The organism is Kitasatospora sp. NBC_00315 (genome assembly GCF_041435095.1).
In the GTDB taxonomy this organism is placed as follows: Bacteria; Actinomycetota; Actinomycetes; order Streptomycetales; family Streptomycetaceae; genus Kitasatospora.
On sequence record NZ_CP108025.1, the window covers coordinates 7,125,153 to 7,144,381 of the forward strand.

General features: G+C 72.9%; 16 protein-coding genes. 10 read left to right on the top strand and 6 right to left on the bottom strand.

Annotation, left to right across the window (positions count from 1 at the left end):
* Nucleotides 1–57 precede the first annotated feature (57 nt).
* Complete coding sequence (locus tag OG823_RS29990) at nt 58–318, bottom strand: hypothetical protein (RefSeq protein ID WP_371484762.1); 261 nt, start codon at nt 316–318, stop codon at nt 58–60.
* On the opposite strand from OG823_RS29990, the gene OG823_RS29995 reads away from it, so the two are divergent.
* Both OG823_RS29995 and OG823_RS30000 read left to right on the top strand, forming a co-directional pair.
* On the top strand, nt 254–769 hold the full coding sequence (locus OG823_RS29995; RefSeq protein WP_371483229.1) for an RICIN domain-containing protein: 516 nt from the start codon (nt 254–256) through the stop codon (nt 767–769). The genes OG823_RS29990 and OG823_RS29995 overlap by 65 nt on opposite strands.
* 119 nt (nt 770–888) lie before the next feature.
* Complete coding sequence (locus tag OG823_RS30000; protein WP_371484703.1) at nt 889–3,540, top strand: AAA family ATPase; 2,652 nt, start codon at nt 889–891, stop codon at nt 3,538–3,540.
* A 144-nt stretch (nt 3,541–3,684) separates the two neighbouring features.
* On the opposite strand, the gene OG823_RS30005 is transcribed toward OG823_RS30000, so the two are convergent.
* Nucleotides 3,685–4,527 (bottom strand): helix-turn-helix transcriptional regulator, encoded by an 843-nt coding sequence (locus tag OG823_RS30005; RefSeq protein WP_371483230.1) that lies wholly within the window; start codon nt 4,525–4,527, stop codon nt 3,685–3,687.
* Nucleotides 4,528–4,631: 104 nt separating this feature from the next.
* On the opposite strand from OG823_RS30005, the gene OG823_RS30010 reads away from it, so the two are divergent.
* Together OG823_RS30010 and OG823_RS30015 are read left to right on the top strand one after the other, a co-directional pair.
* Nucleotides 4,632–6,047 (top strand): MFS transporter, encoded by a 1,416-nt coding sequence (locus tag OG823_RS30010; protein ID WP_371483231.1) that lies wholly within the window; start codon nt 4,632–4,634, stop codon nt 6,045–6,047.
* A gap of 248 nt (nt 6,048–6,295) precedes the next feature.
* The gene (locus OG823_RS30015) at nt 6,296–7,177 is read left to right on the top strand and encodes an alpha/beta fold hydrolase (protein ID WP_371483232.1); all 882 of its coding nucleotides are present in this window, start codon (nt 6,296–6,298) and stop codon (nt 7,175–7,177) included.
* 76 nt (nt 7,178–7,253) lie between these two features.
* Here the strand turns inward: OG823_RS30015 and OG823_RS30020 are convergent, their stop codons facing one another.
* On the bottom strand, nt 7,254–7,955 hold the full coding sequence (locus OG823_RS30020; protein WP_371483233.1) for a DUF899 domain-containing protein: 702 nt from the start codon (nt 7,953–7,955) through the stop codon (nt 7,254–7,256).
* Nucleotides 7,956–8,208: 253 nt separating this feature from the next.
* Here OG823_RS30020 and OG823_RS30025 point away from each other — a divergent pair, with 253 nt between their 5' ends.
* Entirely contained in the window at nt 8,209–9,390 is a 1,182-nt protein-coding gene (locus OG823_RS30025; protein ID WP_371483234.1) for an acyl-CoA dehydrogenase family protein, read from the top strand.
* Nucleotides 9,391–9,551: 161 nt separating this feature from the next.
* Here OG823_RS30025 and OG823_RS30030 read toward each other — a convergent pair whose 3' ends face one another.
* Entirely contained in the window at nt 9,552–10,352 is an 801-nt protein-coding gene (locus OG823_RS30030; protein ID WP_371483235.1) for an SDR family NAD(P)-dependent oxidoreductase, read from the bottom strand.
* A gap of 607 nt (nt 10,353–10,959) precedes the next feature.
* Between OG823_RS30030 and OG823_RS30035 the strand changes: the two genes are divergently transcribed.
* The 4 genes from OG823_RS30035 (at nt 10,960) to OG823_RS30050 (ending at nt 16,134) form a co-directional block, all read left to right on the top strand.
* Entirely contained in the window at nt 10,960–12,258 is a 1,299-nt protein-coding gene (locus OG823_RS30035; protein ID WP_371483236.1) for an ABC1 kinase family protein, read from the top strand.
* A 169-nt stretch (nt 12,259–12,427) separates the two neighbouring features.
* Nucleotides 12,428–14,062, top strand: a complete 1,635-nt coding sequence (locus tag OG823_RS30040; protein WP_371483237.1) for an MFS transporter — start codon at nt 12,428–12,430, stop codon at nt 14,060–14,062.
* A 59-nt stretch (nt 14,063–14,121) separates the two neighbouring features.
* Entirely contained in the window at nt 14,122–15,174 is a 1,053-nt protein-coding gene (locus OG823_RS30045; RefSeq protein ID WP_371483238.1) for an NAD-dependent epimerase/dehydratase family protein, read from the top strand.
* A gap of 255 nt (nt 15,175–15,429) precedes the next feature.
* On the top strand, nt 15,430–16,134 hold the full coding sequence (locus tag OG823_RS30050) for a maleylpyruvate isomerase family mycothiol-dependent enzyme (RefSeq protein ID WP_371483239.1): 705 nt from the start codon (nt 15,430–15,432) through the stop codon (nt 16,132–16,134).
* Between the two features lie 10 nt (nt 16,135–16,144).
* Here the strand turns inward: OG823_RS30050 and OG823_RS30055 are convergent, their stop codons facing one another.
* Both OG823_RS30055 and OG823_RS30060 read right to left on the bottom strand, forming a co-directional pair.
* Nucleotides 16,145–16,912 carry a helix-turn-helix transcriptional regulator gene (locus OG823_RS30055; protein ID WP_371484705.1) on the bottom strand — a complete coding sequence of 256 codons (768 nt, stop codon included), beginning with the start codon at nt 16,910–16,912 and terminating at the stop codon, nt 16,145–16,147.
* 141 nt (nt 16,913–17,053) lie between these two features.
* Nucleotides 17,054–18,415, bottom strand: a complete 1,362-nt coding sequence (locus OG823_RS30060; protein WP_371483240.1) for a carotenoid oxygenase family protein — start codon at nt 18,413–18,415, stop codon at nt 17,054–17,056.
* A gap of 74 nt (nt 18,416–18,489) precedes the next feature.
* Here OG823_RS30060 and OG823_RS30065 point away from each other — a divergent pair, with 74 nt between their 5' ends.
* A complete protein-coding gene (locus tag OG823_RS30065; protein ID WP_371483241.1) occupies nt 18,490–19,131 on the top strand; it encodes a TetR/AcrR family transcriptional regulator in 642 nt (213 codons plus the stop codon).
* Nucleotides 19,132–19,229 lie beyond the last annotated feature (98 nt).

Here is a 19,229-nt window from a genome sequence, read left to right on the forward strand (position 1 = left end):
CGCCTGCAACGGCGTCGTCGAGATCTCCAACGGCACCTGCACCAAGAACGCCGAGTACTACCTGCTCGGCCACATCGCCAAGTTCACCCAGCCGGGCGCCCCGACCGGAAGCCCGAGCCCGAGCCCGAGTGCGTCAGCGAGCCCGAGCCCGAGTGCGTCGGCGAGCCCGAGCCCGACCAGCAGCCCCACCGGCGGCGGCCCGATCAGCACCAGCGCCTGGTACACCGCCGCCAACCCGAACTCCGGCACGTGCGTGGACGACGCGGGCAGCGCGAACGGCAGCGCCGTGCAGCAGGGGAGCTGCTCGTCGGGTGCCAACCAGCAGTGGCAGTTCACCGCCACCGACAGCGGCTACTACCGCATCACCGACCGCAACGCGGCCTCGGCCGGCCAGGTCCTCGACGTCTCCGGCGCCTCCACCTCCAACGGCGCGAAGATCCAGACCTGGCAGTGGGGCGGCGGCGCCAACCAGCAGTTCAAGCCCACCCCGCAGGCCGACGGCACCCACACCTTCGTGGCGCGCAACAGCGGCAAGTGCCTCGACGTCACCGACGTGTCCACCGCGGACGGCGCCCTGCTCCAGCAGTGGGACTGCACCGGCGGGCCCGCGCAGGCCTTCCGCGCGGTGACCGGATCGCCCTGCCTCAGAACCGAACTGACGGAGCGTCGCCGACGGCCGCCCTCCGACGGCGGGCGTACGCCGCGCGCGCTCCGCTCCGCCCGGCCGGTCTCGCCGGACAGTGCCCCGGGGCCCGCCGCCCGGCGCTAGGCTCTGAGGCGCGACGAGGCTGGTGAAAGGACTTGCGGGTGACCCACCAGGAGCACGGCCCGGGCGAGTCGGACGCGCCCGGTGAACGGCGGGCCGCCCCGCCGGGCACCGCCCCCGCACTGCACGAGCGGGAGCGGGAGCTGCGGGCGGCCGAGGAGGCCGTCGGCTCGCTGCGGGGAGCGCCGGTGGGAGAACCACCGGGAGCGCCGGGAGCCGGCGGGATCCTCCTCTACGCGGGCCGCCCCGGCCTGGGCAAGACCGCCCTGCTCGCCGAGGTACGGCGGTCGGCCGCCCACGACGCCGGCTGCACCGTCCTGTTCGCCCGCGGCGGTGAGCGGCGGCGCAACGATCCCTTCCACGTGGTGCGTCAGCTGCTGCGGCCGGTGGTCGGCACGCTCTCGGACGCCGAGCGACAGGAGGCCTTCGGCTCCTGGGGCGACATCGTGGGGCCCGCGGTCGGACTGACGCCGCCCGCCGGCCGGCTCGACCCGCAGGGCGTCCGGGACGGCCTGGACTTCGTGCTCGCCCGCCTCGCCCGGCTCCGGGCCCCGCTGGTGCTGATGGTGGACGACCTGCACTGGGCCGATCTCGAGTCGCTGGGCTGGCTGGCCGCCTTCGCCGTCCACACACGTGAGCTGCCCGTGCTCCTCGTCCTCGCCCACCGCGACGAGTTCGCCGACGACGCGGCGCCGCTGCACCAGCTGGTCGCGCGGGCCGGGACCAGGTACGAACTGCGCCCGCTCAAGCCCGCCTCGGTCGCCGACCTGGTCCGCGGCCGGCTCGGGAAGGCCGCCGAGGACGCCTTCTGCCGGGAGGTGTGGACGGTCACCGGTGGCAACCCCTTCGAGACGGCGACCCTGCTGCGCCGGGTCCTGGAGCAGGACCTCGCGCCCGTGGAGGAGAACAGCGGCCGACTGCGGCCACTGGCCGCCGAGGCACGCGGCATGACCCTGCGGGGCTGGCTGGACAGGCTCGGCGCGGGCACCCTGCAGTTCGCCTGGGCCGCCGCCATGCTCGGCACCGGCATCCGTCCCGAACTCGCCGCGGCCATCTGCGCCCAGGGGCCCGCGGCCGCGGCCCGGTCGGTCGGCGAGCTGCGCCGGCACCGGGTGCTGACCGACGCGGCCGACGGGCGGCTGGAGTTCGTCCACCCGCTGATCGCCACCTCCGTCTACCAGTCGATGCCGGCCGCCACCCGTACCGCGATGCACGGGGTCGCCGCCACCGAGATCCAGAACGCCGGACAGGGCCTGCTGGCCGCCTCCCGCCACCTGCTGGAGACCGTCCCCGACGGTGACCATGAAACCGTCGCCGCGCTGCGCGGGGCCGCGGCCGAGCACCTGGCGATCGGCGCCCCCGACGCCGCCCGGCGCTGCCTCCGGCGCGCGATGAGCGAACCGCCCGCCGACGAGGAGCGCGCCGAGGTCCGCTACGAACTGGGCTGCTCCTCGCTGCTCACCGACCCGGCCGCCACCGTCGACCAGCTGCGGCTCGCTCTGGAGGAACGCCCGGGCCTGAGACCGGAGTTGCGGGTGGACGCGACCTTCCGGCTGGCCCAGGCACTCGCACACAGCAACCACCTGGGCGAGGCGGCGCGGGTGTGCCGGGAGGAGGCGCTGGCGACGCCGCCGGGGCCCGGACGCCAGCGGCTGGACGTCGCGCACTTCATGTTCACCGCGTTCCAGGCCCGGGAGGACGACGGCCCGGCCCGCTCCCGGAGCCTGGCCCGGTTCGCGAGCGCGCTCGACGGCGGGGAGCGGAGCACCGTCAGCGCCGTACGCGTCCTGCACTGCTGGGACCTCACGCTGCGCGGGCGCCCCGCGACGGAGGCGGTGGCGACGGCCGATCTGGCCCTGGAGGACGGCCGGCCGCATCGGAGCCTGGGATGGACCAACACCCTCTGGGGGTTCGAACTGCCCGGGGTCCTCGGTATCAGCTACCTGTACGCCGACCGCGCGGACCGGGCGGAGGCCCTGTTCGACGAAGCCGTCTGGGCCTACCAGGTGGCCGGCTGGAGCGGTGCCCACCTCGGTTTCGCGTACTGCCTGATGGGGCTGCTCCGGTTCCGTCAGGGCAACCTCCGCGAGGCGGAGGACTTTCTGCGCCGCGCCCTGCGCTCGGCCGAGCGGATCGCCCCCGGCATCCCCCTCCAGTGGTTCGCCGTCGGCGTGCTCGCCGACACGCTCCTGGCGCGGGGCCGGACCGACGAGGCCCTGGCACTCGCCCGGAAGTACTCCTTCGAACCGCCCTTTCCCACGGTGATGGTCCTCCCCGACGCGCCCACCCTCCACGGCAGGCTGCTGCTGGCGGGCGGCGACCCGGCGGGTGCGCGGGTCGCGCTGACCGAGGCCGGGGCCCTGCTGGACACCCGGGGCTGGCAGAACCCCGTCTGGGCGCCGTGGACCGGCCACCTCGCCCTCGCCACCCTCGGGCAGGACCGCGCCAGGGCCCGCGACCTCGCCGACGAGGCCCTGCGCAGAGCGGAGCGGACCGGCACGCACTCGGCGGTGGGCAGTGCGCTGCGGGTGAGCGCGGCCGTGCGCGGGGACGCGGAGTCGGTGGAACTGCTGGAGGAGGCGGTCCGCCGCCTGGCACAGTCCCCGGCGGCGTACGAGCACGCCATCGCGCTGGTCGACCTCGGCGCGGCCCTGCGCCGCGCCGACCGGGGTGAGGAGGCGCGCCGAGCGCTGGAACGGGGCCTGGAACTCGCCCGGACCTGCGGCGCCGACGCGCTGGCGGAGCGAGCCCGGCTGGCCCTGGCCGGACTCTGACCGGCCGGGCTGTCGGGCTGTCGGGCTGCCAGGCCGCCGGGCCGTCGGGCCGTCGGGCTGACTCTGGCCGAGGAGCTACGTGCCCCCGGGCCGCAGCCGCCACTCCGCGCCGGGCCCCGGCGCGGACGACCCGCGCGGGCCCGGTCAGCCCGTCGGGAAGGCGTGCGCCGCGACGCCGGAGAGCAGGTCCGCCAGCTGTCGCAGCGCCCGCTCCGACGGTGAGTGCGGTTCGACGGTGAAGGCCACCAGGAGCTGGTCCGCGCCGCTGTCCGCCCGGAGGACCTCCTGGCGGACGCTGAGCGGGCCGACCAGAGGGTGCATCAGGTCATTGGTGAACGAGTCGCAGTCGGCCACCGAGTGGTCGCCCCAGAGATCGACGAAATCGGCGCTCTCCACGGAGAGTTCGGTGACCAGCGCGGCGATTCGCCGGTTCTCCGGATACCTCGCGGACACCAGCCGCAGGTGGGCCACCACGGATTCGGCCTTCGCCCGCCAGTCGACGAACAGCAGACGCATCTGCGGGTCGAGGAAGATCAACCGGGTCATGTTGGGTAACTCGCTCCGGTGCCCCGCGAAGAGGCTGTGCGCGAGCGGGTTCCAGGCGAGCACGTCGGCGGACGGCGACAGCACCATCATCGGGACGTCGCTCACCATGTCGACCAGTCGGCGCAGCCCCAAAGGGAGTTGGTTGCCGGCGCCCGGCCGGTCCGTCGGACGGGCCGGGCGGGCGAGCGTCGCGAGATGGGCTCGCTCCGGCCCGTCGAGGCGCAGCGCGCGCGAGAGCGCGTCCAGCACCGTCTGCGAGACGTTCTGCCCCAGGCCCTGTTCGAGCCGTGCGTAGTAGGAGGCACTCACACCGGCCAGTTGAGCGAGTTCCTCCCGGCGCAGGCCCGGTACCCGACGGCGTTCACCGTAGCGGATGAGACCGGCGTCCTCCGGCCGGAGCCTGGCACGACGGGACTTGAGGAAACTCCCGAGGTCGTCCATGTGGCCCATTATGCAGAAAAATGGCCCGCTTGATCCTCCCTTTGGCAGTGATACGAACAGCGGGTGTCTGGCTAGCCCGGCCGTGATCTCCCACCCTTGCGTACATGACCACACCTCCGAACGCACGGGAACGCATGAGCGCCCGGCTGAAGCTGACACTCTTCGTGCTGCTGGGCGCGCAGTTCATGCTCTCCGTGGACTTCTCGATCCTGAACGTTGCGCTGCCCAAGATCGGCTCCGGCGTGGGGATGTCCCAGTCCGACCTGCCCTGGGTGGCTTCGGCGTACACACTGCCGGCGGCGGGGTTCACCCTGCTGTTCGGCCGGATCGCGGACCTGTTCGGCCGACGCAGGCTCTTCCTGACCGGCGTGGCCCTGCTGGCCGTCGCCTCGATCCTCGGCGGTTTCGCCGACAGCGCCGGGCTCCTGCTCACCGCGCGCGTGCTGCAGGGCTTCTCGACCGCCATGGCGGCGCCGGCGGCCCTCTCGCTGCTGATCACCTCCTTCTCCGAAGGCGCCATGCGGGACCGGGTGCTGGGCCTCAACGGCGCGCTGCTCTCCGGCGGCTTCACGGTCGGCGCCCTCGTCGGCGGAACGCTCGTCGGCCTGCTGAGCTGGCGCTGGGCCTTCCTGATCAACGTCCCGGTGGCGCTGGTCATCCTGATCGCGACGCCGAGGCTGATCGCCGACAGCCGGGCGCCCGAGAAGGTCCGGCTCGACCTGCCCGGCGCCGTCACGGTCACCGGCGGCCTGCTCGCCTTCATCTACGGCGTGATCGACAAGAACATCGCGATCGCCGCGATCGGCGTGGTGCTGCTCGGGGTGTTCTGGGCGATCGAGCTGCGCGCCCCCGCGCCGCTGGCCTCCGTGCGCATCCTCAAGCGGCCGACGGTGAAGTGGGGCAACTTCGCCGGCTTCCTGGTGTTCGCCATGGAGAGCGCGCTGATCTTCCTGATGACGCTCTACCTGCAGAACGTGCTGCACCTCGCGCCGCTGACCACCGGCCTGATCTTCGGGGTGCCCGGCCTCGCGGCGGTGGCGGCCGGCGTGATCGCGGGCCGGGCCATCGGACGGTTCGGCAGCCGTACCGTCCTGGTGGTCGGTATGGCCGCGCAGAGCCTGGCGACCGCGCCGCTGCTCCTGGTCGGCACCGACCGCGTGATGCTGGCGGTCCTGATCCCCGCCCTGTTCATCGGGTTCTTCGGGCACGTCACCTCGATCGTGGCCTACACGGTCACCGCCACCTCCGGACTGCCCGACTCCGAGCAGGGCCTCGCGACCGGTCTCACCGCGCTGAGCCAGCAGGTGGCCGTCACGCTCGGCATCCCGGTGCTCAGCGCGATCGCCGCCACCCGGACGGTGGAGCTGGACGGCATCCACCTGGCGCTCGCCGTCAACGTGATCGTCACGCTGGTCGCGACGGCCTTCATCTGGTTCGGACTGCGCCCGCGGGTCGGGCAGCCGGTCGCGGCGGCCCCCGAGGCACAGCTCGCCGTGGGCGAGGAAGCCACCTCGCACTGACAGGGACCGCAGCCCGCGACCGTCGGGGCGCCGCACCGGAAACGGGCGGCGCCCCGACGCATTTTCCGGAATGCGCCCGGCCGGCGGCGCGCGCTGCCTCGCGCGGGAATGTCAAGGGCAGCCTGGGAGAAGGTGACGGGCCTTTTCGGGGGCACCCTGGAAGGCGACCGGAGGGGTCACCGGCGAATTGCGCGCCGGGGCCTCCGGTCCACTTCCGCGTTCCCGCACCCTTCGAGAACGGAATCACCGTGGAACTCCAGCGAATCACCGCGAACGGTATCGACTTCGCGTACGCCGAAATGGGCCGGGGGCCGCTCGCCCTGCTGCTGCACGGCTTTCCGATGTCCCCGGCGACCTATCGTCATCTGATGCCGGCCCTGGCGGACGCGGGGTACCGGGTGGTGGCGCCGTATCTGCGCGGCTTCGCCCCGAGCGCGCTGCCGGCCGACGGCAGCTTCCGGATCGCGGATCTGGTCGCCGACGCCAACGCCCTGCACGAGGCGCTCGGCGGCGAGGAGGACGCCGTCCTGGTCGGGCACGACTTCAGCGCCCCGGCGGCCTTCGGCGCGGCCCAGGCGGCGCAGCGCTGGTCGAAGCTGGTGGTCTGCGACGTCCCGCCGCTGCAGGTCTTCGGGCCGTTGGTGCTCACCCCGGAGGGCATCGAGGCGCTGAACCACTTCTGGTTCTTCCAGATGGACGTGGCGGAGCAGGTGCTGGCCGCCGACGATCTGGCCTACCTCGACTGGATCTACCGCAAGTTCACGGCCGAGGGCTTCGACGCCACCGAGGACCTCCGGTACGCCAAGGACGCCCTGCGCGCCCCGGAGAACCTGCGCGCGGCCCTCGCGCTGTACCGTACGGCCTTCCCGCCGGCCGGGTTCGGCTCACCCGACTGGGCCGCCGAGCAGGCGGCCGTCTGGGGCGCCCCGCCGGTCCAGCCCACCCTCAACCTGTTCGGCGCCGAGGACCCGAGCTTCGCCCTGACCGACGTGGTGCTGGCCACCATCGTGGAGGGCCTGCCGAAGGGCTCCCACGCCGAGATCGTCCAGGGCGCCGGGCACATCGGCCTGGTGGAGCAGCCGGCGGTGGTCAACGACCTGATCCTGCGGTTCCTCGCCGGGGAACTCTGACCCCGGCCGGGGAGCAGGGGGAAGGGCTGTGGCCCGGGCGGTCCAGCGCCCGGGCCACAGCCCTTCCCCCGTCGACTCAGGAGCTGAACTTGTCCTCGCCGTTCCACCAGTTCTGGCCCGGCCCGGTCGAGCCCTCGGCGTCGTACCTGTCGTGCAGGCGCCACCAGTCCCAGGGGTGCTCCAGGCCCTCCTCCTGCCGGCCGAGCAGCGTCATCTCCAGGTAGTTGTAGTTGTTCAGGGTCACCTCCCCGCCCCGGTCGAAGATCGAGTTGGTGTGGAAGACCTGGTCGCCGTCACGCAGGAAGGCGCTCACCGCGGGCAGTTCGCCCCGGTCGGTCGTCACGTGGAAGTCGCGGTTGAAGTCGGTGCCGAAGGAGGAGACCCAGGGGATGTCCCAGCCCATCCGCTGGCGGAACGCCTCGATCTTCGCGATCGGCGCGCGCGCCACCATCACGAAGGAGGTGTCACGTGCGTGGATGTGCGAGAGGTGGCCGACCGAGTCCGCCTGCATCGAGCAGCCGGGGCACCCCTCCTCCTGCTCCGGGCTGAACATGAAGTGACGGACGATCAGCTGGCGCCGCCCCTCGAAGAGGTCGAGCAGGGTGGGGTTGCCGCCGGGCGCCTCGAAGACGTACTCCTTCTCGACCGGCACCATCGGCAGGCCGCGCCGGGCCGCCGAGACCGCGTCGCGCACGCGGGTGAGCTCCTTCTCCTGTTCGAGCAGCTCCTTGCGCGCGACGAGCCATTCCTCCCGGGACAGGACGGCTGGCAGATCCACGGTTCCTCCTGGTGTGAAGTGTCCGGACGGCTCGGGGGAGGCCCGGACTCCTGGCATTTGTCATCTCACGGTGGCAGGTCGGACGCGCGCCGCCTTCCTCGGTATTGCCCTCTGTTTCATGCGACCTCCACGCCACGGAAAGACAGCAATCCTGAAGAGGTCGGCGGACGCCCGGGGATGGCATTTTGAACCTGAACGGATCGGCCGGCCACGGCGCGGCCGTTCATTCCACCGTCCCGTCCAGGAGGCCATGATGCCGAGCAATGGAATTCCGACCCGCGAGGAAATAGTCCGTCGTGTCTCCGACATCGTGCCGCTGCTGCGCAAGCAGGCGGCCTGGTCGGAGGAGAACCGGCGGCTGAACGACGAGACGGTCGAGACACTCGCCGCCGCCGGCATCTTCCGGCTGCGGACCCCGGTGCGATACGGCGGGTACGAGGTCGACACCGCCACCCTCGTCGAGGTGGCCACCGAGCTCGGCCGGGCCGACGGGGCCATCGCCTGGACCACCTCGGTCTACTGGATCCCGACCTGGATCTCCGGCCTCTTCCCCGACCACGTCCAGGACGAGGTGTTCGCGACGCCGGACACCCGGGTCTGCGGCACCAACAGCCCCACCGGGATGGCCGCGCCGGTCGACGGCGGCATCGTGCTGAACGGCGAGTGGAAGTTCATCAGCGGTGCGCGGCACGCCCACTGGCAGGAGATCGCGGCGATCCTGCTCCGCCCGGACAGCGAGCCCGAGCCGATCATGGCACTCGTCCCGATCTCCGAACTGGAGGTCGTGGACGACTGGCACACCTCCGGGCTCCGCGGCAGCGGCAGCGTCACCACCGTCGCGAGGGACCTCTTCGTCCCGGCCGACCGGGTCATCCCGATGGCGGCGGCGATGCGCCCGCAGGGCCTGTCGCAGATCAACGCGGCCTCGCCGGTCTGGCGGACCCCGGCGACGCTGGTCGCCGCGGCCTCCGGCGTGGGCGTGGTGATCGGCATGGCGAAGGCGGCCCAGGAGGCGTTCTTCGAGCGGCTGCCCGGACGGAAGATCACCTACACCGACTACGCCCTGCAGAGCGAGGCCCCGATCACCCACCTGCGGGTCGCCGAGGCGGTCAACAAGATCGACCAGGCCGAGTTCCACGCCTACCGGGCAGCCGCCGTGGTGGACGCCAAGGCGGCCGGCGGCGAGGAGTGGACGCTGGAGGAGCGGGCCCGGGTCCGCAACGACCAGGGCGAGGCCTCGCGGCTGGCGAAGCAGGCCATCGACCTGTTCATCAGCATCAGCGGGGGATCGTCCATCCACCAGGACGTGTCGCTCCAGCGGATCGGCCGGGACGTCCAGGCCGCCGCGCTGCACGCCCTGATCAACCCCGACACCAACGCCGAGCTGTACGGCCGGGTGCTCTGCGGCCTGGAGCCCAACACGGTCTACATCTGACGGTCCGGGGCCGGATCCTGGATCTGACGGCCGGGGCCGGGGCGGGATCGACACGCTCCGCCGTCCGGGGCCGCTCCGGGGCCGCTCCGGGAACGACCCGGTCCGCCGGGCCCGCGTGGGGCGGGTCCGGCGGACCGGGTCGGCGGGTCGGGTCGGGGCGGTCAGCAGTTGACCATGCCGCCGGTCAGGTCGGCGATGGTGCCGGTGGTGACACCGGCCCGGTCGGAGGCCATGAAGGCGGCCATGTTCCCGACGTCCGCCAGCGAGGGCGCCCGCCCGAGCAGGTTGCGCGCCTCGGAGCGCCGGCCCCAGCCCTCCATCCGGCCGGGCAGCGCGGGGTTGCCGACGGCGAGGGTGGACTCCACGCTCCGGGGCGCCTCCGGCGATCCGGCCGAGTGCAGGCAGACCACCCGGACCCCGTCCGGCCCGAGCTCGGCGGCGAGGGTACGGGAGAAGGCCTCCACCGCGGCCCAGGCCGGCCCGAAGCCGGCCGTGTAGGGGTAGGGGATGCGCGAGGGCACCGCGGTCATCATCATGATCACGCCCTGCTTGCGGGCGGTCATGTGCGGGGCGGCGGCGTTCGCCGTGACGAACTGTGCCTTGGTGAAGTCGATGATGGGCAGGGAGAAGTCCTCGAACGAGAGCTCGCCGAGGGCCGCACCCTGGTCGCCGCCGGGCCGACGGGTGGAGGTGGCGCAGAAGGAGACGTCCAGGCGCCCGGTGCGCTCCACCACGGAGGCGACAAAGGTCTCGACGGCGGACCGGTCGAGCGCGTCCACCTGGGCCGTCTCCACGGTGCCGCCGGCCAGGGCGATCTCGTCCGCGAGCTGCTTGAGGGAGGCCTCGCCACGGCCGGCCACGAACACCTGGGCGCCCTCCCGGGCGAAGGCCTTGGCGACCGCGCCGCCGACCGCGCCGGCGCCGTAGACGATCGCCGACCGGCCGCTGAGCAGACTCTCCATGGGGCTCTCCTTCTCCTGGGTTCGACCGGCCCGTACCGGGCGGGCTCCGGCCCGCGGGCGTGCGGACCGCGACGGCGGCCACGGCGCCGCGGGCGGGCCTCCTGCTCCGGTCCGAGGGGCCGGGGCAGCGCGGCCGCCCGGGTGCCCGGGCCGCGTCGAAGGGGGGCGCGACATCGCTCCGGGTTGCCCGGTGCGGTCGAACCGTGACCGCTTCACACGGTATTGAAGCGGTCGGGCCGGCGCGATTCGACCGGCCGGTCGAATCGTCGGTTCCTTGACGATGACGCAGGTCAGCGCGGTTCGAGCAGGCTTCCGACCTTGGCGTGTCGGCCGGCGGCGACGGTCTGACGCACACGCGTGCGACCCGGCGCCCCGATCGGCCGCCCGGCGAGCGGCGTCGGGCGGGCCCCCGGGCCCTGCCTGCGCCGCCCCGGCCCGCGCCGCTCGGGTCCGCGCCGCCGGTGTCCGCGTACCGCCCGTCGTGCCCGTCCACCCGGCGGTACGACCGGGCACGTTGGGAGAAGACCGTCGGGCGACAGGTTCGGATCATCGGTACCACCGTCCCGAACAGGACCGGTACGAAAGACAGTTGACGAGGGGGAGCCTCATGGGAGATGCGGACGCGGGCACGGTGGGTCTCGGCCGCCGGGCGGCCCGGATCGGCGCGGTGGCGCTACGGCACACCGCTCACGCGCTCTCGGGCGCGGTTCTGCGCAGGGGCGGCGCGCAGTCGGTGTCGGCGCGGCTGGCGGCGGTCGCCCCCGCGATGCTCACGGATCTGGGCCCGTTCTACGTGAAGGTCGGCCAGCTGCTCAGCACCCGGCGCGACCTGCTGCCGGAGGTCTGGTGCACCGAGCTCGGCAGGCTCACCGACACGGTGCCGGCGCCACCCAGGGAGGCCATCGCCGCGGTGCTCACCGAGGAGTTCGGCCCCGCCGGGCAGTGGCCGTTCCGGTCGTTCGACTGGGAGCCGGTGGGCAGCGGCAGCATCGCCACGGTGCACCGCGCGGTGCTCGCCGACGGCACGGTGGTCGCGGTGAAGATCCGCAGGCCCGGCATCGTGCCGGTGATGACCGGCGACTTCCGGCTGGCCGGCGCCCTCGCCCGGGCGGCCGGCCGGCTGCCCGGCCTGCGACGTCTCCCCGCCGAGGAGATGCTCGGGCAGGTGGGCTCCGCGGTGCTCGCGCAGACCGACCTCGCGGCGGAGCGCGTCTCGCTGGAACGCCTGCGCGGCAACCTGGCGGCGGTCGCCGGGGTCCGGCTGCCCAGGCCCCTCCCCGAGCACTGCCGGGACCAGGTCCTGGTGATGGAGTACCTCGACGACCTCCGGGAGTTCCGGCCGGAGCCGTACAGCCCGGAGCAGCGCAGGGAGGCCATGCGCCGGGTGCTCCGGGTGGTCTACCAGATGCTCTTCCTGGACGGCCTGGTGCACTGCGACCTGCACCCCGGGAACCTCCGCCTGGACGCCGCGGGGGACGTCGTCCTGCTGGACGCCGGTTTCGTGGTCGCCCTGCCGGACCGGGTGCGGCGGCACTTCGGCGAGTTCTTCCTCAACATGGCGCTCGGCAAGGGACGGCGCTGCGCCGAGATCGTGATCGACAGTGCCGCCCGGCTGCCCGAGAAGGGCGATCTGGACGCCTTCGGCGTCGAGGTGGAGAACCTGGTCGCGGAGTCCTCGGCGGTGGTCGCCGGGGAGTTCAACCTGGCCGCGTTCGCGCCGCGGCTCTTCAAGCTGCAGCGCAGGTACGGCATCTTCGCCGCCGCGGAGTTCGCCTTCCCGCTGCTCTCGCTCCTGGTGCTGGAGGGGATGATCCACAGCTTCGACCCGGGCGTCGACTTCCAGGGAGAGGCGGTACCGGTCCTGCTGAAGGCCGTCGGATCGCCGACCGGGCGGGGCGAGGACTGAGCACACGCCGCGCCATGCTGTCACATTGACGGTCCGTCATACCGTCGCCGGTCGGGCACGCTGCGAGAAGCCATGCGGGTGTTCCCCGCACCAGGATGGCTTCGGCCGTGCCGAGGGAGCGTTCCCGTGTGCGCGGCACCCACCGGTCACGACATCTAGGGGGAGACTCATGTCCCGAACGACCGCCGGCGCAGCCGCCGGGCGGATCAGAGGCTTCGAACACCCGGTAGCCTTCTGGCTGGGAGCGGCCGCCTGCACGGCCGGCGTCCTCCTGCACCTGCCCATGTTCCTGATGGCCCGCGACATGGGATACCGCCTGGCCGGGATGGACCCGGACCCGGAGATGCTCGTCGGCATGACCCTGATCGTGCTCGGCATGGCCGCCGTGTTCTACGGCGTGGTGCCGCGGCGCAGCGGCGACATCAAGCGGTCGGCGGCGCGGATCCGGGTCTCCGCACTCGACGACACCCCGATGCGGCCGGCCCACGTCGCGCTCGCCGTGGTGATGGCGATCGCGGTCACCATCGACGTGATGAAGCCGACCGCGCTGGCCTTCGTGGCACCCGGGTTCGCGCACGAGTACGGTCTGAAGTCCCCCGGCAACCCGCACGGCCACATCTCGGTGGCCTGGCTGCCGCTGGTGGGCATCAGCGGGACGGTGTTCGGCTCCTGGCTCTGGGGCGAGCTCGGTGACCGGATCGGCCGCCGCGCCTCCATCATCCTGGCCGGCATGCTCTTCGTGACCACGTCCATCTGCGGCGCGATGCCCAGCTTCGGCTGGAACCTGGCGATGTGCGCGGTGATGGGCACCAGCGCCGGCGGGATGCTGCCGATCACCTTCACCCTGCTCGCGGAGACGATCCCGGCCCGCCACCGGGGCTGGCTGATGGTACTGATCGGCGGGGACATCGCGGGCGCGTACGTGATCACCAGCTGGCTGGCCGGCTGGCTCACCCCGACGTACGGCTGGCGCATCCTGTGGCTGATCGGCCTGCCCACCGGGCTGCTGTTCATCGCCCTCCAGCGCTGGATCCCCGAGTCCCCGCGGTTCCTGCTGGCCCGCGGCCGGCAGGCCGAGGCGGAGCAGGTGATGCTCCGGTACGGCGCACGGGTGGAGGAGATCGCTCCCGAGGAGGTGGAGGTCCGCGAGGTGGTCGACCGCGGCAGCTATCTGACGCTGCTGCGCCGGCCGCTGCTCAGCCCGACGCTGGCCATCACCGTGCTCGGTGTGGGCGTCGGACTGATGACCTACGGTTTCCAGCTCTGGGTGCCGACCAACCTCCAGCACCTGGGGTACTCGGCGGTCAACTCCGACTACGTCGTACGCAACGCCGCACTGCTCGGGCTGCCGCTGACGGTGGTCACCGCCTGGCTGTACGCGGCGTGGGGCAGCCGGCGGACCATCGTGGCCGTCTCGGCGCTCACCGGACTCGCCCTGCTGGGCTTCGTACTGGCCGGCGACAGGCTGGCCCACGAGCACCTGCTGCTCTCGCTCCTCCTGGTGATCCCGTTGTCCGGGGTGAGCTCGGTGGTGGCCGTGGTCGCCAGCTACGCGTCCGAGATCTACCCGACGCTGGTGCGCTCGCGCGGTACCGGCCTGGCGGCGGGCATGACCAAGGCGGGCGGCGTGCTGATCCTGGCGATGACCGTCCTGGCGGCCACCGTTCCGTCCATCGCGATGACGGCCGTGATCGGCGCCGTACCGCTCCTGCTCGCCGCGCTGTGCTTCCTCTGGATCGGTCCGGAGACGCGCAACCGCCGGCTGGAGGACATCAGCCAGGGCCTGTTGGCCGCCAAGCCGTAGGACGTCCCCGGACGACCACCGCCATCCCCCGGAGAGGACAGGCTCCCATGCTGGTCTGCGTGACAGGCGGCTCCGGCTTCGTCGGAGCCCATTCGGTCGCCGCCCTGGTGCGCGGTGGTGCCGAGGTCCGGGTGCTCGCCCGCGATCCCGCGGGGGTGGCCCGGGCGCTGCGGCCGCTCGGTGTCCTCCCGGCCGCCGTCGAGGTGGTGACCGGCGAGGTCACCGACCGGGCGGCGGTCGACGCGGCGGTGCGCGGCGCGGACGCCGTGCTGCACGCCGCCTCGGTGTACTCCTTCGACAGTCGCCGGCACCCGGAGCTGCGCCGTACCAACGTCTCCGGCACCGAACTGGTGCTGGAGGCGGCGGTACGGGCCGGAGCCGCCCGGGTCGTGCACGTCTCCAGCGTCGCCGCGCTCTACCCCTCGGCGTCCGGGCCCGTCACCGCGGGCTCGCCGGTGGGTTCGCCGCGCGAGGCGTACATGGCGAGCAAGGCGCAGGCCGAGCGGGTGGCCCGCCGCCTCCGGGCGGCGGGCGCGCCCGTGCTGATCAGCTACCCGCCCGGGCTGATCGGGCCGCACGATCCCCACCTGGGCGACCAGAACGCCCGCCTGCGCAACGAGTTGCGGGGCCTGATGCCGTTCTGGCCGACCGGTGGCTTCCCGCTCGGGGACGTCCGCGACACCGCCGCCCTGCACGCCCGCCTGCTGCTGGGGCCGGAGCCCGTCGCCCGGGCGGGCGCCGAGCCGGGCCGGTTCTTCGGCCCCGGGCGGTTCCTGACGACCCGGGAGTACCTCCGGGAGGTCGGCGCGGTGACCGGGCGCAGACTGCCGGCGCTCTTCCTGCCGCCGGCCGCGATGCTTCCGGTGGGCCGCGCGGTGGGGCTGCTGCAGCGGGCCTGGCCGTGGCACATCCCGGCGGAGTACGGCGCGGTCTACATCTGCGCCGCCGCCGCGCCGGTCGCCGAGGACGCGCCCACCGCGGGTACGCCTGCGCGACCGCTGGCCCGGAGCGTCAGCGACACCGTGCGGTGGCTGTACGAGGGCGGGCGGTTGTCGGCGCGGCAGGCCGGCGCCGCCGCCAGGGGCCCGGAAGGCGCCGGGCCCACCGGCTGACCTGTCCCCGGCGGCCGTCCGCGAGCCTCGGCGAGGCTCGTGAATCACCCTGATCCACCCCGAGCCACCCCGGTCGGCCCCGACGTGATCTCCCCGTCGTGGTCACCCGTCCGACGCACCCCACCGTTCCGGTCCGCCGACCGATCCCGGCGAACCCACGAGCCGACCGAAGCAAACCGACCGAGCCGAGCCGACCGAACCGACCGAACCGAACCGAGCCGACCGAACCGAACCGAACCGAGAAAGAGGAGTCGCATGTCCGAGAACCCCTGGGACCGGGTGCCCCGTCATCTCGCCTACCGAAGTGCGCGCGAGTCCGTCTCCGGCCTGCTGGCCGGGCGGTCGGGTGACAGTGGCCTGGCGGTCCCGGCCTGTCCCGGCTGGACGATACGGGACGTGGTGGCCCATCTGGTCACGGTCTGCCGGCACGTCGTGGACGGCACCGAGGCACAGCTCTGGGAGATCCCGGTCGAGGAGCCCGGCGCCGATCTGGCCGCCCTGCTGGCCGACTGGGCGGCCCTGGACGCCGGCATGGAGCGACGGCTCACCGAGCCGTACAGCATCCAGCACTCCATCATGCTGATGGACTGCTTCTCGCACGAGATCGACATCAGGACGGTGCTCGGCGAGCCCGTGGTGGACCGCCACCCCGCGTACCCGATCGCGCTCGACCTGGTGGCGCTCGGCTTCGGCGCGGCGGTCGCCTCGCACGGGATGCCGGCGCTGCAGCTGGAGGTGTCGGGCGCGCAGTGGGTCGCGGGCGAGGGAGAGCCGGTGGCCTCGGTCAGGGGCCACCGGCACGACCTCTACCGCTCACTGACGGGACGTCGCACGGTGGAGCAGATCTACGCACTGGACTGGTCGGGGGACCCGGACGTCTGGCTGGCGGCCTTCGCCTGGGGACCCTTCCAGCCGCCGGACGCCGCCACCGAGCACCTGGTGGCCGGCGGCGGCCGGTAGCGGCGGGCGCTCAGGCTCCGTAGGCGACCGAGGAGGTCTCGCCCGGGGGCCTGACGGCCATGAGGCTCTTCAGCGGGCCCCTGCTGTCCAGTTCGGGCAGCGCGAGCAGGATCGGGATGTCCAGGCTGCACAGCGGCCGGGTGTGGATGTCGACCTCGACCGCGCGACCGGCACTGATCACCACCGGTGAGGAGGCGGCGCCGATGAAGAGTGGCTGCCGCACCCACGGGCGGGGCTCGACGGGCCGGCTCGACACGACGGCGACCCGGATGAACCACTGGCCGTCCGGCAGGCCCGACAGCCGGTAGTCGCCCGGGCCCTCCAGGATGTCGCAGGCCTTCGGCTGGCCCTCCGGGATCGACTCCTTGAAGGCGGCGACGTAGACCCGGATCGGGAGGTCGGTGGCCGGAACGTGCACCTCGCCGTGGACGGAACCGCGGTGGGCGGAGGGGGCCCCGGGGAGCAGGGCCCTCGGTAACGCGCTGATGCCCAGCTCCGACAGGATCCGGAAGCGGGCCGGCGGGACGCCCACGCTTCGGGTGAAGCGGCTGGTGAACGTGCCCAGACTGTTGTATCCGACCATGAACGAAATGTCGGTGACGCTGGCCGAGGTCTCCAGCAGCAGCTTTTTCGCCATGCACAACCGGACCGCTGCGAGGTACCGGCTGGGTGAGGTTCCGGTCAGCGTCCGGAAAACCCTTGAGAAGTAAAATTTGCTGAGTATTGCGGTGTCGGCAATATCGTTGAGGGACAGGGGTTCGTCGAATCTGTCCCACATGGTTGCTATGGCTCGCTCGACAGCGTCATTCAAGGAAGCTCTCCATTACCCCGGTGGATGTCCTGATGTGCTGTGCCATTTGCGGGCAGAGCCTACCGAGGGGGTGCCAGGCACGCAATGGTGCTTTCTATTGACGCTCGGTCACTGCTCCGGTGACCACAGCGTGTGGAATCCGTGCGGGACCCGTACGCCCAGCGGGACGACGGCCACCGGTGCGCCGGTGAACGTCGAGGTGTCGACGACGATCAGCTCGGTGAGGTCGGTGCGCAGGTCGTGAACCAGGCTCAGCAGCCAGCCGTCACCCTCGGTCGCGTGCGTCCCGCGCGGGACGAAGACGGCCTCGCCGGCCTCCCGGCCCGGGCCCAGCTCGTGCACGTCGGTGCGGCCGGCCACCAGGTCGTGGCGCAGCAGTTCCGGGCCCGCGAGCGCGGCGCCCTGGCCCGGGCGCAGGCCCACGGTGAAGGCGTAGCGGTGGGGGGTGCCGGTGAAGCGGTCGTCGATCCGGGGGAACTCCTGGATCCTGCCGTCCAGTTCCCGCTCCTCCACGGTGGCCGCGGAGCGGTCGACGGTCCAGCGCCACAGGGTCGGCGCGGACTCGCTCGGGTGCAGCGGGTCGCGGTCGAAGACCCGTTCGTGCCGGATCACGTCGATGACGGTGAGCGGTCCCTGTTCGTACGCGTTGACCGGGTGGAAGACGAAGCAGGGGTCGATCTCGATCCACAGGACGTCGGCGTCCCGGCCGTCGCGGGGGATCAGGCCGAGTCGCGCGCCGTGGTTGTCGTCCCACGTGTAGGGCACCCGGGAGCCGTCGGCGGCGGCCCGCGGGTCGAAGGTGACCGGAAGGTCGTAGACGATGGCGTGCCGGCTGGTGAGCGAGAAGGCGTGCACCATCGGCGTGCCCTTGACGGTGATCGGCTCGGCCCGCCGGACCCGGCCGAGAGCGTCCACGGTCAGGTGGGTGAGCTGCGGCCGGCGGTGGTCGTACGCCATCGCGTGCAGCTCCCCGGTGAGCGGGTCGCTGACCGGGTGGGCCGCGAACCCGGCCGGCAGGGTCCCGTCGAAGTCGAAGCGGGCGAGGGTGTCGAGCCCCTCGCTCAGGTGCACCGGCCGCGCCCCGCCGTCGGCGAGTGCCAGCAGGCGTCCGGCGTGCCGGACGAGGCCGGCGTTGACGTTGTCGCCGAGCCCGTACCGCGGCCCCGGGGCGGGCAGTTCGCCGAGCGCGCGGGCGACCCGGTCGGTGCGGATCCAGCGGTTGCGGTACGACTGCGCGGCGCCGCCTCGCAGGCGCAGCGCGTGCACCATCGCGTCCCCGGCGAAGGCGTGGTCGAGGGCGGGGTCGTACGGGCCGATCGGGTTGGGGCCGATGCGCAGCAGGCTGCCGTCGAGTTCGGCCGGCAGGGTGCCGAGCACGGGCAGGTCGGTGAGGGTCCGCTCGTCGGTGACCGGGCGGTAGCCGCTGCTCAGCAGGTGGGAGGTGGTGTTGGTGGGCCGGGTGAGGACCATGTCGACTCCTTGCATATCGGCGTTATGTAACACTGATATGCAAAGGTTCGCTGGCGCGTGAGAGGATGTCAAGGGTGAGCCCCCGTCAGATCGACCCGACACTCGGTCCGCAGCTCGTGGAGACGGCCGCCAGGCTCCTCGCGGAGGAGGGGCCCAAGGCGCTGTCCACGCGCAGGCTCGCGGCGGAGGTGGGCACGTCCACGATGGCGGTCTACACCCACTTCGGCGGCAAGGACGACCTGGTCCGGGCGATGGTCCGGGAGGGGTTCGGCTACCTCGACCGCAGGCTCACCGAGGTGGCCCAGACGGCCGACCCGGTGGCCGACGTGGCCGCGCTCGGCTGGGCCTACCGCAGCAACGCGCTGGAGCACCGCCACCTCTACAGCGTCATGTTCGGCGGCTCCGGGTTCGGCGGCTTCGCGCTGACTGACGACGACCGCCAGCACGGGCGCTACACCCTGGGCACGCTGGTCCGGACGGTCGGCCGCTGCATGGAGGCGGGCCGACTGCGCTCGGAGGACGAGCTGCTGGTGGCCCATCAGCTGTGGATCGCGCTCCACGGCCTGGTCACCCTGGAACTCGGCGGCTACCTGATCCCGCCCTACGACGCGGACGCCTGCTTCGAGGCCCAGGTCGGCGGGATCCTGGTGGGCGAGGGGGACGACGCGGAGCGGACCCGGGCCTCCCTGCTGCGGGCGCGCGAACGCCGAGCCTGAGTGCCGGGCCTGAGTGCCGGGTCCGAGTGCCGGGTCCGAGTGCCGGGCCTGAGCGCCGGCCCGTCCTCGGCGGTGCCGCCGTCGGAGCGCCGGTCCGC

What these genes read in the sequence shown, in the direction of transcription:
- OG823_RS30005 (WP_371483230.1), bottom strand. Translation starts at nt 4,527, where the DNA reads ATGGACGACCTCGGGAGTTTCCTCAAGTCCCGTCGTGCCAGGCTCCGG.
- OG823_RS30010 (WP_371483231.1), top strand. Translation starts at nt 4,632, where the DNA reads ATGACCACACCTCCGAACGCACGGGAACGCATGAGCGCCCGGCTGAAG.
- OG823_RS30025 (WP_371483234.1), top strand. Translation starts at nt 8,209, where the DNA reads ATGCCGAGCAATGGAATTCCGACCCGCGAGGAAATAGTCCGTCGTGTC.
- OG823_RS30030 (WP_371483235.1), bottom strand. Translation starts at nt 10,352, where the DNA reads ATGGAGAGTCTGCTCAGCGGCCGGTCGGCGATCGTCTACGGCGCCGGC.
- OG823_RS30035 (WP_371483236.1), top strand. Translation starts at nt 10,960, where the DNA reads ATGGGAGATGCGGACGCGGGCACGGTGGGTCTCGGCCGCCGGGCGGCC.
- OG823_RS30040 (WP_371483237.1), top strand. Translation starts at nt 12,428, where the DNA reads ATGTCCCGAACGACCGCCGGCGCAGCCGCCGGGCGGATCAGAGGCTTC.
- OG823_RS30050 (WP_371483239.1), top strand. Translation starts at nt 15,430, where the DNA reads ATGTCCGAGAACCCCTGGGACCGGGTGCCCCGTCATCTCGCCTACCGA.
- OG823_RS30055 (WP_371484705.1), bottom strand. Translation starts at nt 16,912, where the DNA reads ATGTGGGACAGATTCGACGAACCCCTGTCCCTCAACGATATTGCCGAC.
- OG823_RS30060 (WP_371483240.1), bottom strand. Translation starts at nt 18,415, where the DNA reads ATGGTCCTCACCCGGCCCACCAACACCACCTCCCACCTGCTGAGCAGC.